Raw genomic sequence first — 14,158 nt, forward strand, 5'->3', positions numbered from 1 at the left:
TTTTCGGACATGAGAAACGCTTATAAATACACATATATATTTTTAATTCTTACTGTTATCTTCTCTTCTTGCGTTGATCAGAAGAAGTTTGAGAACATAGGAACGCATGAGAAACCCAATGTTGAGTTTGCACCAAACATGTATCATTCACTTGCTTATGAACCATTAACTCAGATCACTGATACCGAGGCTGGTTTATGGTTAAACTCTAATGATAGTGATACAGGAGAGTTTTTTAACTCTAACCCTTATAATCCTCATAAAATGAACATGAGAGACCCAGCTGCTCATACAGTTAGGTTTAATAATGATGGTTTTTTACCGTATCGTCTTCCTAAAGATTGTCTTGATTATGCTGCAAGGACACTTGTGAATCCATTAAAGGTTAATGATAAAACAATTGAAGACGGAAAAATTCTTTACGCTAAATTTTGCGCTCACTGTCATGGAGAAACAGGGCAGGGGGATGGACCTGTAAATGATGCTTTCAAAGGTGTAGCTAATTTAACTACGGGGTCTGTAAAGGATGCAACTCCAGGACACATTTTCCATGTGATCACTTGGGGTAAAGGTAGAATGGGAGCTCACGGTAGTCAGTTAAACCAGGAAGAACGTTGGAAAATTGTTTCTTACGTAAAAGAAAATTTACAAAAAGCTGAAGCGCAACAATAAACACATTAAATTTTTAACTCATGGTAGTCGAAGAAAAATTTGAATTTACAAGCGGGGCTAAAAAGAAAATTATAACAACCTTTGTGGTCGGTCTTGTATTGGCCCTAATAGGAATATTTGTAATAGGCTCAAGAAATCACGGGCATGAAGAAGCTCATGGAGCCAATCATTCTAAAGAAACAGTAGCAGCTTCAGCTCAACAGCATGGTGGACATGAAGCAACTGCACATGACCAAGCAGGAGCTGAGCATCATGAAGGTGGCGAGCATGCAGAAGGTGGACATCACGGTGCAACTGGTATTGCATTAAGAGTAATTAAAAACCTTTGGCATAACAGTGTTTTCTTTACTGGTATCGCTGTTATAGGTGTATTCTTTATCGCATTTAATTATATAGCTCAGGCGGGCTGGTCTGCAGCAATAAAGAGGGTTCCAGAGGCATTCGGATATTATATTCCATTTGCTGCAATATCTACAATTACTCTTTTCTTTTTATTCAAACAAGACTTGTTTCACTGGTATCATGATGGATTGTATAATCCTTTTTTAGCAGATGGTAAGACTCCAAATCCAGAGTATGATCCTATCATTGCAAGTAAAACCTGGTATTTAGGAAAAGGATTTTATATTTTCAGATTATTCGCATACTTCATTCTTTGGTTTTTAGTATGGTTTAAATTAAGAACTAATTCTTTAAATGAAGATTTAAATGCTGATTTGAAATATCATGACAGCAGTATATTCTGGTCTGCAATATTCCTTATCATCTGGGGAGTAACTTCATCAACTTCTGCTTGGGATTGGGTTATGTCTGCTGATCCTCACTTCTTCAGCACAATGTTTGGATGGTATGTACTTGCCAGCTGGTTTGTGACAGGTCTTGCCTTCATTACCTACATTACTGTATCGCTTAAAGAAGCGGGTTACCTATCATTCGTAAATGAAAATCATTTCCATGATTTAGGTAAGTTCATGTTTGCTTTCAGTATTTTCTGGACATATATCTGGTTCGCTCAGTTCTTGCTCATTTATTATGCAAACATTCCAGAAGAATCATATTATTATGTTGAAAGATTAAAGAATGATATTTATAGTCCTATATTCTTTATCAATTTAATAGTTAATTTCCTTTTCCCTTTCCTTGTTTTAATGACGAGAGATGCAAAAAGACAAAGGATAATACTAAAGGTAGTTGCAGTAGCAATTATTATAGGTCATTGGTTGGATTTCTATATAATGTTAACTCCTCCAATTTTAAAACATGAGGGTGGTTTGGATGCAAATTTCTTGTTTATAGAATTAGGATTGGCATTAGTATTCGGAAGTATATTTATTTTCTTGATAATGACTGGATTGTCAAAAGCATCGTTAGTTGCCAAAAACCATCCAATGCTTGAAGAAAGTATTCACCATCACGTAGTTTAATTAGGAATTTAACTGTAATTAATAAATTAAGATAAAATGTTAGGATTATATATAAGCATAGCTGCGGTTCTTATCCTTGCTATTCTTTTCCTGGTCTTCAGGATTCAGACCTTCATTGATATTGTCAGGGGAGCTAATTCCAGGAGAGTAGGAACAAGCAATAAAGTTAATGCATTTTTACTACTTGCTTTCTTCGTGGTTTCTACAGCATTGTTTATCTGGTATTCTGTACCAGCATCAAAGTTCTTCCTTCCAAAGGCAGTTTCTGAACATGGTGTAAGAACAGACCAAATGTTCTGGATTACAATGGCTATTCTGATAATTGCTTTTATTGGTACAAATATTTTCTTGTTTTCTTTTGTATTTAAATACCAATTCAAAGAAGAGAGAAAAGCATATTTCTATCCAGATAATCACAAATTAGAAATTATTTGGACTGTAATTCCTGCTATAGTAATGGCTATCCTGGTTTATTTTGGATGGAAAGAGTGGTCTTCAATTACAAGACCTGCACCTGAAAATGCAGAGGTGGTTGAAATCATGGGAAAACAATTTGCATGGCAAGTAAGGTATCCTGGTAAGGATAAAAAGTTTGGGGGTTACAATTTTAAATTAATAGATGCTACCAATGAAATGGGAATGAATTTGAATGATCCTAATACAAAGGATGATTTTTTACCGAGTGAAATTCATATTCCAAAAGGACAGCCAGTATTGTTTAAAATTAGAGCAAGAGATGTTATTCATAGTGTTTTTGCTCCACACTTTAGATTAAAAATGGATGCTGTTCCAGGGCTTCCGACTAAATTTTGGTTCACTCCAACTAAAACAACTCAGGAAATGAGGGATGAGCTTGGAAACCCTAAATTCAATTATGAAATCGCATGTACTGAGGTATGTGGAAGAGGCCACTTTGCAATGAGATATATTATTGTTGTAGAGGAGCCTGAGGAATATGAGACATGGTTTGCAGCTCAGAAGCCATGGTCTGAATCTAATCTTGAGTATATTTTAACCAAGGTTGATGAAAAAAGCAAAGGATTATATCCTGCACCTCCAGTACCTGCTGCTGCACCAAAAGCAGATACCACCTCTACTCCAGCTCCAGCTGCAGCAGATACAGTATCTAACAATACTAGCGTTTCATTAAATTCTCACTAAAATCGAAAAATATTTTCTAATAATATGTCTGTAGCCGAAAGTCATTTGCACGACCATCATGATGATCACGAACATGATCACCATGATTTACCTTGGATTAAAAAGTATGTATTTAGCGAAGATCACAAGGTTATTGCCAAACAATATCTGATTTCAGGTATTATCTGGGCAATTATCGGAGGCGGTTTATCATTACTTTTCAGACTTCAGTTAGCTTATCCGGATGCTAATTTTGACTGGTTGAAGCCTTTATTGGGCGGATGGATCCAAAATGGAAAATTAGACCCTGAATTCTACCTGGCACTTGTTACAATGCACGGAACTATAATGGTATTCTTTGTATTGACTGCAGGTTTGAGTGGTACTTTCAGTAACTTCCTTATTCCATTACAAATAGGAGCAAGAGATATGGCTTCAGGATTCCTGAACATGTTATCTTACTGGTTCTTCTTTGTTTCTGGTGTTATAATGTTGCTAAGTTTATTTATAGAAACTGGTCCTGCTGGTGGAGGATGGACTGTATATCCTCCTTTGAGTGCATTACCTCAGGCAATTTCTGGTTCTGGGCTTGGTATGACAATGTGGTTGATCAGTATGGCATTGTTTATAGTTTCAACTTTATTAGGAGGTTTGAACTATATCACAACTGTCATTAACTTAAGAACTAATGGTATGTCATTTTTAAGAATGCCGCTTACTATCTGGGCATTTTTCATTACTGCAATCATTGGTTTGTTATCTTTTCCTGTATTATTTTCTGCAGCTTTATTATTGATTTTCGATAGAACTTTCGGTACAAGCTTCTTCCTTTCTGATATTTATATTGCCGGTCAGGCTTTGTCTTTTGAAGGTGGTAGTCCTGTATTGTTCCAGCATTTATTCTGGTTCCTAGGTCACCCTGAAGTTTATATAGTATTGCTTCCGGCACTTGGTATCACTTCTGAGATTGTAGCTACAAATTCTAGAAAACCAATTTTCGGATATAAAGCTATGATTGGTTCTATGTTGGCTATCGCCTTCTTATCATTCATCGTTTGGGCACACCACATGTTTATTTCAGGTATGAATCCATTCCTGGGATCAATATTCATGTTCCTTACACTGATTATTGCAGTTCCTTCTGCAGTAAAGGCTTTTAACTATATTACAACACTTTGGAGAGGTAATATCATATTCACTCCTGCAATGTTGTTCTCAATTGGTCTGGTGTCATTCTTTATTTCCGGAGGTTTGACTGGTATTGTTTTAGGTAACTCTGCAGCAGATATTCAATTACACGATACTTATTTCGTAGTAGCTCACTTTCACATTGTAATGGGTAGCGCTTCTTTCTTTGGTATGCTAGCTGGTGTTTATCACTGGTTCCCTAAAATGTTCGGAAGAATGATGGATGAGAAACTAGGATATGTGCATTTCTGGATTACATTTATTGGTGTTTACATGGTGTTTTTCCCAATGCACTACATTGGTATTGCAGGTTTCCCAAGAAGATACTATTCATTCACTGGATTTGATTTTACTCAGAGCTTTACTGACTTGACTCAGATTATTACTATTGCTGCAATTGTAACTTTTGCGGCTCAGTTTATATTCTTATTCAATTTCTTCTTCAGCATATTCAAAGGTAGAAGAGCCACTGAAAATCCTTGGAGATCTAATACGCTTGAGTGGACTACACCGGTTGAACCAGGTCACGGTAACTGGCCAGGGGCTATACCTACAGTTTACAGATGGGCATACGATTATAGTAAGCCTGGAGCTGAAGATGATTTCATACCTCAGAACGTGCCATTCTCAGAAACAAAGGGATCTAATTTCCCTCATGAGAATGAGCAAATGGTAGCTGAGGCTGGGATTACCCATGGAAAATAATTCAGATTATAAAAGATTCGGTAAGGTAACTTTGGTTACTTTAATCTCGGTCTATTTATTGATATTGGCTGGAGGAATAGTGAGAAGTACAGGTTCAGGTATGGGATGTCCCGACTGGCCCAAATGTTTTGGAAATTATATTCCTCCAACCCATATCAGTGAACTTCCCTTAGATTATAAGGAGCGTTATAAAGTTCACGGTTTTGAAGCAGAGTTTAATCCGGTTAAAACCTGGATTGAGTATATAAATAGGCTAATGGGTGCTGTAGTTGGCTTTTTGATGCTGTTGGTTGTTAGCTTTTCTGTTCCATTGATAAAAAAAGACTGGAGCCTGTTTGCATTAAGTTTGTTGACCCTATTTCTGATCGGTTTCGAAGCCTGGCTCGGAAAGATGGTAGTATCATCAAATTTAGCTCCGATAATGGTTACAATACATATGGGCGGTTCTTTGATTATTGTAGGCTTACTGATTTGGATTTTAATAAAAACATTTCCACAACGCTTTACCTACTTTAAAGGTCCTGTACATTCCAAATTTAATTTTCTGGTTGTGTTTCTTTTGATTTTGACATTCCTACAGATTTCAGTAGGTACTCAGGTTAGAGAAGAAATTGATCTGATTATTGTGAAAAATAACAATTCGAATAGAGAACTTTGGATTGATAGTTTAGGGAAGGTGTTTTTGTTCCATAGAGTCATCGGTTATGTATTATTGCTCTTGTCAGCATATTTGTTCTTTGGATTTAAAAAGATTATTGAGAATAAAGTGATTATTAAGTCTGTGTCTGTGGTATTCTACTGTTTACTGGTAGAGACACTTGCAGGTATAGCATTAGCTGTTTTCAGCTTACCACCATACCTTCAACCATTACATTTATTATTAGCGACAATAGTTTTCGGTATACTGTTTTTCGTATTTACAATAATAAATGTGAATCTGGAAGGTTTTAAGATGAAAACGAAATTGAATTATTAAAATGCAGTCAGTAAGTAGATTAAATATTCTTCACCTGGTGGGATTTAAGTCTAAAGAATATTTTAGATTATTAAAATTCCGTCTTTCCCTTACAGTAGTTTTTTCTGCTGGTATGGGGTACATATTGGGTGGAGGAAAATCGATCGATTGGTCATTATTTGGGATATTTGCCCTTGCAGGAATGTGTCTTACAGGAGCAAGTAATATTCTGAATCAGGTCTATGAGAAGGACTCTGACAAATTAATGGATCGTACCAAAAGTCGTCCAGTCCCTACTGGTAATGTAAGTGTTCCTGAAGCAATATTTCTAGCATCAGTTTTGGGTGCCTTGTCAATTTTCCTCTTTAGTGAATTCTTCAATTTTAAAACCGCTATTTTAGGTTTTTCTTCATTAGTATTATATGCCTTTGCTTATACTCCTTTAAAAACTAAAACCCCACTTGCTGTTTTTGTTGGTGCCATTCCTGGAGCATTGCCTCCAATGATTGGCTGGATTGCAGCAACGGATAAGTTTGGTTGGGAGCCAGGCATCTTATTTGGAATTCAGTTTTTCTGGCAACTTCCACATTACTGGGCCATTGCCTGGGTTTTGGATGAAGATTATCAGAAAGCAGGTATCAGATTATTACCAAATGCAGGAGGAAGAACATCCGAGACTGCATTTCAAATAATGATTTATACTTTATTCTTAATCCCGTTAGGGTTTATGCCTTATTTTTTAGGTATGACTGGAATAACTTCAGCAATTGTAACTTTAATTGCGGGAATCTTATTTCTGGCTCAAACCTTTTATTTAATGAAGGAGTGTACCAAAAAAGCAGCATTGCTGATTATGTTTGGATCTTTCCTTTATTTGCCAATAGTACAAATTGCTTTTGTTTTGGATAAGGTATAGTTAAAAATATGAGTCAACACGAATTAAATTTACAATCGAGCGAGCCTCAGAAGCCGCTGTCAATGAATCCGAAAAAGTTCGCTTTCTGGCTTTTCCTTGTGACGGTATTGATGATATTCGCTGCATTAACAAGCGCGTATATTGTGAGGAGGGCAGATGGAGGTTGGTTGGAGTTTCAACTCCCTTCAATTTTCTGGCTTAACTCTGTTATTATAGTAGTTAGTTCAATAACAATGCAGTTTGCATATTTTGCTGCTAAAAAAGATAGCCTTGAGAATACTAAGTTATACTTGTTAATTACCAGTCTTTTAGGATTAGCCTTTTTGGTAGGCCAGTTTTATGCCTGGGGAGATCTAGTAGAAATTAATGTTTTCTTCGGAGGAAAGGGCAGTAACCCTTCTGGTTCATTTCTGTATGTATTGACAGGTTTGCATGGTTTGCACCTGATTTCTGCAGTAATCTTCCTTTGGGTTGTGTTTGCTCAAAGTTTCAAATATAAAGTTCATTCAAAGAGCATGCTTGTAATAGAATGCTGTACAACGTATTGGCATTTCCTTGGTGGACTTTGGATATATTTGTTTGGATTTTTATTACTTAACCATTAATTTTTCATAAAAATAACAACATGGCAACAACAGCAGTCATTGACGAAAAAGAAAAAAGAAGTTTGTGGGGTGGAGGTGCTGAACCCCTTAGAGCAAGTTACGGAAAGCTGATGATGTGGTTTTTCCTCCTTTCTGATGCTTTAAGCTTTTCAGGATTATTAATTACTTACGGTTTAAGTAGGTTTGCACATAATGCTTATACTGGGAAAATAGCTGATTTCGTACCATCAGGAAGTTATTGGCCAGTACCTGAAAAAGTGTTTACGCACATTCCTTTTACTCATAATCCATATCCTCTAGTATTTGTGGGAATTATGACATTTATCCTCATCATGAGTAGTGTTACAATGGTTCTTGCTGTTGAAGCTGGTCATAGAATGGATAAAGAAGAAGTATTAAAATGGATGCTTTGGACAATTATAGGTGGTGCTGCCTTTTTAGGTTGCCAGGCTTGGGAGTGGACAATTTTCATAGTTGGTGACAAAGGTAGAATGTTAGCAGACGGAACTACGTTCTTCGGAGCTAATCTTCACCATAACGAATATGGCCCTACTTTATTCGCTGATTTATTCTTCTTTATTACAGGCTTCCACGGTACTCACGTATTGAGCGGTGTTATCATCAATATGATAGTATTCTATAATGTGGCTATTGGAACTTATGAAAGAGTTGGACATTACGAAATGGTTGAGAAAGTTGGTCTTTACTGGCACTTTGTAGACCTTGTTTGGGTGTTTGTATTTACTTTCTTCTATCTGGTTTAATTTAAATATTTAAGTTGATATAAAATTATGGGACACGGTCATCATACTACAGCACATGCTCCTCAGGTTCTTCCAAAGGATAAAGAGAAAATCAAGAAAATCTGGATGACGGCTCTTATCCTTGCGGTTGTAACGGCTATAGAATTCTTACTGGCATTTACAATGGAAAGAGGTTCATTGCTTACTTCAATATTCGTTCTATTAACATTCGTAAAATCTTTCTACATCGTAGGAGAATTTATGCACCTTAAATATGAAGCGAAAACTTTAATCTGGTCAATTGTAATACCAACGCTTTTTATCGTTTGGTTAGTAGTAGCTCTATTAGTTGAAGGAAATGCAATATTGTATTTCAGAAATCTTTGGCAATGGTACGCTGGTTTAGCTAAATAATCAGATAATGAATAAAATTATTAAAACCGGTATACTAGTTTTACTTCTGGTAATACCGGTTTTTCTTTTTCAGTATTTTAAGTTCTTTGGGAAAAATCATTATAAACTACCTGTTTTTTTTGCAACAGACTCTGTTTTAAATGATAAAGGACAATATACTATAACAGAAGCGCATGAAATTCCTGATTTTTCATTTAGAAATCAGGATGGAGTGGAAATTAAAAGAGAGAAATTCAAAGGAAAGATTCTTGTTGTGGATTTTTTCTTTTCAAGGTGCCCTGGAATTTGCCCTCAAATGACCAACCAGTTGATCAGGGTTCAGGAAAAATTTAAACAAGAACCTCAATTTCAGATTCTATCCCTTACTGTAGATCCTGAATATGATACTGTATCTGTATTGAAGTCTTATGCACTGAAATATGGAGCAATTCCTGAAAAATGGAATTTCCTTACCGGACGTAAAGATTCTATTTATGCACTCGCTCAAAAGGGCTTTTTCATTACGGCTATGGAAGACCGAGACAGACCTCTTGAATTTATTCACAGTGAGAAACTCGTGCTGGTAGATAAAGATGGAAGGATCAGGGGCTATTATGATGGAACGGATTCTGAAGAAGTTGACCGCTTAATTACTGAAATACAAGTTCTGCAATATGAATACTCAAATTAATCCAGTTATTGAAAAAAAAGATAATCTCTATTTGATTATCATAGGCATATTGTCAGTAGCCGTACCTGTATTGGTTTCTGTGCTATTTTACCTACCCCAAACAGGTAAGCTGGGAGATTTGGATGTTTCTTTTTTACCCCACCTTAATGCAGTTTTAAACACTTGCACCACTATTGCTCTCTTATCAGGGTTTTACTTTATCAAATTTAAAAAAGATGCAAGGCTACACAGAATGGCGATGATGGTGGCATTTTGTCTTTCAAGTCTTTTTCTTATTTCGTATGTAATTTATCATTACCAAGGGCCTCATACTATTTATGGAGATATTAACCATGATGGTGTTTTGGATATTGCTGAAAAGTCTGCTGTAGGTATTTGGAGAACTATTTATATACTGATTCTTGTTCCTCATATTATATTGGCAGCTGTAGTTGTGCCCTTTGTTTTATTTGCTATATACTTTGGAATATCCAATCAGTTTTCAAAACATGTGAAAGTTGTAAAATGGACATTTCCAATCTGGTTGTATGTAGCAGTTACTGGGGTTATAGTTTATTTAATGATTAGTCCTTATTATGGAGCTTAATAATTCTGTCAATATGAAAAAGGTGATCTTTGTTTTGATGCTTGTTTTTGTAGTAATAATGGCCGGATCAACTGATCTATTGGCTCAATGTGCTATGTGTAAAGCTACAATTAAAGATAATGTGGAATCCGGACAAGGGATAGGGCAGGGATTGAATAAAGGAATTTTATACCTGATGAGTGTTCCATACATTATCGGAAGTTTTATCGCTTTTTTCTGGTATAAAAACAGCAAAAAGAATAGCGAAAAGCAGCAGTTACTTGACAAAATCAAATCAAAATTTGCCAAATAAATCTTCGTTATTTTAATGTATACCTCTTACGATTGATACCTTGAAAAATCTTTTAAGAAAGAACATATTTCTATTTTTATCCCTCCTGTTTTTTCTATTATCATTAGTAACCTGGAATTTTTTTAACAATAGCAGTGAAACAATCAACAAAAAGAAGATTGTAAAAGCTATTTCCGGACAAATTGATCTTTTCCTACAGAAGAACCAAAAATCATCAGAGCTGCTATTTAAAACACTTGAGAATAAGTCGAGATATTCATTTTCGAGCTTAAATATACCATCTGATTACCCTTATTACATTTTCAAAAATAAGCAACTTATTTACTGGTCTGACTTTAGGTTTGTTCCTGAATATGATCACGTGAAAGGGGAGTATTCGGAAAAAGTGTTATTTCAAAAGACAGGGAAATACCTTGTCTCACAAAAGAAATTAGTAACGGAAAAGGATGTTTTTGAAGTTTATTTTTTAACTCCTGTAAGGGCATATATCAATCAACCGGCGACATTCAATGATATGGTTGCATTTAAACCTATCATCAATGATAATAATGTCCGTGTTCTCGCAAATCCTGCCAGCGACCCTGATCTGAATATACATTCTCCTCAGAAAGAATTCCTGTTTTCTATTGAGTTTTTTGAAATCAATAAAATCAAGAGTAGTTCACTTTTATTTACGTATATAGTCCTTAGCTTTCTGGCTTTGGCTTCGCTTGTTACTGCCATTTACCGGGTGGCATTAAAAATTTCGGAAAAAAATTTTGATATTGCTACGATAATTCTTGTCTTCAACCTATTGGTGATAAGAATTGCAATGCTATTCTTAAATTATCCTTCATTTTTGTCGGATTTTGGCCTGTTCAATCCAAAGTACTTCGCTTCATCTATTTTGTCTCCTTCACTTGGTGACTTATTGCTGAATTTTATTTTCCTTTTTCTGACCGGGCTTTTTGTATTTATAAACTACCATCGTTCAAGATTTTTACAAAAGGCAAATAACCTTTCCGGAATTTTCAGAAAAGCATTTTCAGTAATATTAATCTTTATTGCATTATTGATTCAGCATCAGTTTTTTTTCATTTTAAGAGCAATATCATTGAACTCAACATGGTCGATTGATATTACTACAGATATTAATTTTGGCTTTTTCAGGATATCATCGATAGTTGCTTTCGTTTTTGCTTCGATAAACCTGTTTTTATTGCTGCATTTGCTTGTAAGGATATTACAGTTCTTCTGCGATAATCAGCTTTTGAAAATTATATGGGCTAGTATCATTGCCTGGGTTCTATTTTCAGTATTTTCCTATTTCATTCTTGGTGGGGTTTCTATATCGGTAAGCCTTGCTTGTCTAGTCTATATATTAGTTATTTCATTCCTTAAGTTACCAAGGCAATTTATCAGATTCCGTTACGGAACTTATATCTATCTGATATTTGCCGGATTGCTGTCTGCCTTTACTGCTGCAGTTTCTATCTATGTGACTCAGGAAGAGAAAGAGGTAATAAGAAAACAGAAATTTGCATCCCAGTTGGTCATAGATAATGATGTATTGGGTGAGTACCTTTTGTCAGATGCATCTAAAAAAATAAAGGAAGATATCTTTATCAAAAGCAGGCTTGTTACCCCTTTTTCCTCTAAAGAAATTATTGAGCAAAAGATCAAGAAGATCTACCTGTCCAATTATTTTGATAAATATGATGTATCAGTTTCTGTATTCGATGCGTCCGGCGACGTCTTTGAGAAAAAATCATATTATGCCAACTACTTTGAAGTGTTATCCGAATTGAAAAAAGGTCAGCACCGAACAGAGTACAAGAATATTTATTTTCAAAAGGAAAATCTGAAGGATGGGTTCAGAAGGTATATATGCTTTAATGAAATTGAGAAAAATGATATCATCATTGGGTATATCATTATTGAATTAAAGCACAGAAGGATCATTCCCAATAGCGTGTATCCTGAGCTTTTCCTTGACAAAAAAGTCTTTGAAAACTTTGATAACAAGAACTATCATTATGCGGTATTTTCTGACAGTGCCTTGTTATATAGTTCCGGTAATTTTAATTATGATAAAAACCTCTCTGTAATTAACCTTTCGAATAAAAGAATTTATAACGAGGGTGTTAAGCTAAAAGGCTTCCACCATTTGGCGTTCAGGCCGGGTAACGGAAAGATCATAGTGGTCTCTTCTCCGGAATATGCATATGCAGATATATTCTCTAATTTTTCATTTCTGTTCCTTACGCTTATTGTAAGTATACTTCTATTTATAGTGGGATATGCTGTTCTGTTCAGGTTTAAGAAAGATACCATGAGTTTATCGGCAAAAATCCAGATTTACCTGAATATTGCCTTTTTCCTGCCACTGTTTATTGTGAGTGTTATTACACTGAGTATTATCAGTAATACCTACAGAGAAAATCTTAATAAAGCTTTTATCAAAAAAGCTGAAAGCATAAGTGGTAATATTTCAGTTTACCTAGAGGGGTATAAAAAGGATATTTCAAAAAAGGAAAAACTGGAGAGTACTGTGCTACAGGTAGGTCAGTTTACTGAGTCTGATATCAATATTTTTAATAACGGGGGAAAATTACTTATATCCAGTCAGCCCGCTATCTATAATGCCGGAATTGTTTCTGAAATGATGAATCCGAAAGCGTATTCAGGAATCATAGAAACCAGGAAAAATGTGGTAATGCTTACTGAATCCGTCGGAAAGCTTAACTATAAAAATGTATATGTAGCTATCCGTTCTTTTGAAACCGGAAATTTATTGGGAATTCTGAGTATACCTTTCTTTGAATCAAAAGCAGAGTTAGAGAAGCAGGTAATTGAAGTATTGACAACTACTATCAACATATTTGTTACAATCTTTATTGTCTTTATTGCATTATCCTATTTCGTAAGCCACATTCTGACAAATCCTTTGAAAATTATTACGCACAGAATTCGTCGTACATCTTTTGGTGAAGAAAATGAACCTCTGGAATGGAAATCCAAGGATGAAATTGGTCTCCTGGTTGGTGAGTATAATGAAATGCTAGTAAAGCTGGAAGACAGTAAACGTTTACTTTCCAGAAGTGAAAAAGAGTCTGCCTGGAGAGAAATGGCAAAGCAGGTTGCACATGAAATTAAAAATCCGCTTACTCCAATGAAGCTTACGATTCAGCATCTTCAAAGGATGCTGAAGGATGAGGCGGATAATGGGAAGGCTGTTACACAGAAAAGTCTAAACACCCTTTTGGATCAGATAAACAATCTGAATGAAATAGCTACTTCATTTTCTTCATTTGCTAAAATGCCTAATCCTAAATCAGAAAGGATTGAAGTGTTCGGAATTGCAGAAAGTGTGGTAAACCTGTACAACAATAGCAAAGATGCCGTCGTTGAAATTTTTAAGGAGGCAGGGAAATACTATGTCATAGGTGATGAACAGGCAATGAATAGTATTTTTACTAACTTGATTCTGAATGGAATTCAGTCTGTGCCTTATGAGCGTAAACCTCATATTAAAGTGATTTTCAGTGAGGAGGATTCAAATCTTTTAATTGAAATCCGTGATAACGGTTCCGGAATTCCTGAATCTGTGAGAAGTAAAGTATTTATACCTAACTTTAGCACTAAATTCAGTGGATCGGGTATCGGTCTTGCGGTTGCAAAAAAAGGAGTCGAACATGCAGGAGGCAAAATCTGGTTTACAACTGAGGACGGAGTCGGGACTTCATTTTTTATTGAATTGCCATTAATTCATTGATCTGAAATTTTCAAGAGCATAGCTAACATGTTAATCAGTTTTGTAAGTTTGGTTAACTTTACATCAAGGTATATTCATTTGTCTCAAACATCAT

Annotated in this window: 13 protein-coding genes; all 13 read left to right on the plus strand. The window is 35.4% G+C overall.

The window, feature by feature from the left end:
• Positions 1-9: 9 nt before the first annotated feature.
• The 13 genes from K350_RS29285 to K350_RS29310 are packed head-to-tail and all read left to right on the plus strand — an operon-like array spanning position 10 to position 14,064.
• Positions 10-672 carry a c-type cytochrome gene (locus K350_RS29285; protein ID WP_081671047.1) on the plus strand — a complete coding sequence of 221 codons (663 nt, stop codon included), beginning with the start codon at positions 10-12 and terminating at the stop codon, positions 670-672.
• A gap of 20 nt (positions 673-692) precedes the next feature.
• Positions 693-2,096, plus strand: coding sequence for a DUF4779 domain-containing protein (locus K350_RS0116995; protein WP_028980930.1), 1,404 nt, complete (start codon positions 693-695; stop codon positions 2,094-2,096).
• 36 nt (positions 2,097-2,132) lie between these two features.
• Entirely contained in the window at positions 2,133-3,257 is a 1,125-nt protein-coding gene (locus K350_RS29290) for a cytochrome c oxidase subunit II (protein ID WP_081671048.1), read from the plus strand.
• Positions 3,258-3,281: 24 nt separating this feature from the next.
• Positions 3,282-5,129, plus strand: coding sequence for a cytochrome c oxidase subunit I (locus K350_RS29295; protein WP_037576188.1), 1,848 nt, complete (start codon positions 3,282-3,284; stop codon positions 5,127-5,129).
• Positions 5,119-6,105, plus strand: coding sequence for a COX15/CtaA family protein (locus K350_RS29300; protein WP_051313241.1), 987 nt, complete (start codon positions 5,119-5,121; stop codon positions 6,103-6,105). The genes K350_RS29295 and K350_RS29300 overlap by 11 nt, the downstream gene beginning before the upstream one ends.
• Position 6,106: 1 nt before the next feature.
• Positions 6,107-7,000 carry a heme o synthase gene (gene cyoE, locus K350_RS0117015; protein WP_051313243.1) on the plus strand — a complete coding sequence of 298 codons (894 nt, stop codon included), beginning with the start codon at positions 6,107-6,109 and terminating at the stop codon, positions 6,998-7,000.
• 8 nt (positions 7,001-7,008) lie between these two features.
• Complete coding sequence (locus K350_RS0117020; protein ID WP_028980932.1) at positions 7,009-7,605, plus strand: cytochrome c oxidase subunit 3; 597 nt, start codon at positions 7,009-7,011, stop codon at positions 7,603-7,605.
• A gap of 20 nt (positions 7,606-7,625) precedes the next feature.
• Entirely contained in the window at positions 7,626-8,369 is a 744-nt protein-coding gene (locus K350_RS0117025; protein ID WP_028980933.1) for a cytochrome c oxidase subunit 3, read from the plus strand.
• A gap of 27 nt (positions 8,370-8,396) precedes the next feature.
• The gene (locus K350_RS0117030; protein WP_028980934.1) at positions 8,397-8,762 is read left to right on the plus strand and encodes a cytochrome C oxidase subunit IV family protein; all 366 of its coding nucleotides are present in this window, start codon (positions 8,397-8,399) and stop codon (positions 8,760-8,762) included.
• Between the two features lie 7 nt (positions 8,763-8,769).
• Positions 8,770-9,432, plus strand: a complete 663-nt coding sequence (locus K350_RS0117035) for an SCO family protein (RefSeq protein WP_028980935.1) — start codon at positions 8,770-8,772, stop codon at positions 9,430-9,432.
• Positions 9,416-10,018, plus strand: a complete 603-nt coding sequence (locus tag K350_RS0117040) for a DUF420 domain-containing protein (protein WP_028980936.1) — start codon at positions 9,416-9,418, stop codon at positions 10,016-10,018. Before K350_RS0117035 ends, K350_RS0117040 begins: the two co-directional genes overlap by 17 nt.
• 13 nt (positions 10,019-10,031) lie before the next feature.
• Positions 10,032-10,310, plus strand: coding sequence for a hypothetical protein (locus K350_RS29305; protein ID WP_037576222.1), 279 nt, complete (start codon positions 10,032-10,034; stop codon positions 10,308-10,310).
• Between the two features lie 40 nt (positions 10,311-10,350).
• Complete coding sequence (locus K350_RS29310; protein WP_028980937.1) at positions 10,351-14,064, plus strand: sensor histidine kinase; 3,714 nt, start codon at positions 10,351-10,353, stop codon at positions 14,062-14,064.
• Positions 14,065-14,158 lie beyond the last annotated feature (94 nt).

Origin of the sequence: Sporocytophaga myxococcoides DSM 11118, from assembly GCF_000426725.1 — a bacterium.
In the GTDB taxonomy this organism is placed as follows: Bacteria; Bacteroidota; Bacteroidia; order Cytophagales; family Cytophagaceae; genus Sporocytophaga; species Sporocytophaga myxococcoides.

Bases quoted from the DNA above. Each gene is read 5' to 3' on its own strand.
- K350_RS0117025 (WP_028980933.1), top strand. From the start codon at position 7,626: ATGGCAACAACAGCAGTCATTGACGAAAAAGAAAAAAGAAGTTTGTGG.
- K350_RS29300 (WP_051313241.1), top strand. From the start codon at position 5,119: ATGGAAAATAATTCAGATTATAAAAGATTCGGTAAGGTAACTTTGGTT.
- cyoE (WP_051313243.1), top strand. From the start codon at position 6,107: ATGCAGTCAGTAAGTAGATTAAATATTCTTCACCTGGTGGGATTTAAG.
- K350_RS29285 (WP_081671047.1), top strand. From the start codon at position 10: ATGAGAAACGCTTATAAATACACATATATATTTTTAATTCTTACTGTT.
- K350_RS0117030 (WP_028980934.1), top strand. From the start codon at position 8,397: ATGGGACACGGTCATCATACTACAGCACATGCTCCTCAGGTTCTTCCA.
- K350_RS29290 (WP_081671048.1), top strand. From the start codon at position 2,133: ATGTTAGGATTATATATAAGCATAGCTGCGGTTCTTATCCTTGCTATT.
- K350_RS29305 (WP_037576222.1), top strand. From the start codon at position 10,032: ATGAAAAAGGTGATCTTTGTTTTGATGCTTGTTTTTGTAGTAATAATG.
- K350_RS0117020 (WP_028980932.1), top strand. From the start codon at position 7,009: ATGAGTCAACACGAATTAAATTTACAATCGAGCGAGCCTCAGAAGCCG.
- K350_RS29295 (WP_037576188.1), top strand. From the start codon at position 3,282: ATGTCTGTAGCCGAAAGTCATTTGCACGACCATCATGATGATCACGAA.
- K350_RS0117035 (WP_028980935.1), top strand. From the start codon at position 8,770: ATGAATAAAATTATTAAAACCGGTATACTAGTTTTACTTCTGGTAATA.
- K350_RS0116995 (WP_028980930.1), top strand. From the start codon at position 693: ATGGTAGTCGAAGAAAAATTTGAATTTACAAGCGGGGCTAAAAAGAAA.
- K350_RS0117040 (WP_028980936.1), top strand. From the start codon at position 9,416: ATGAATACTCAAATTAATCCAGTTATTGAAAAAAAAGATAATCTCTAT.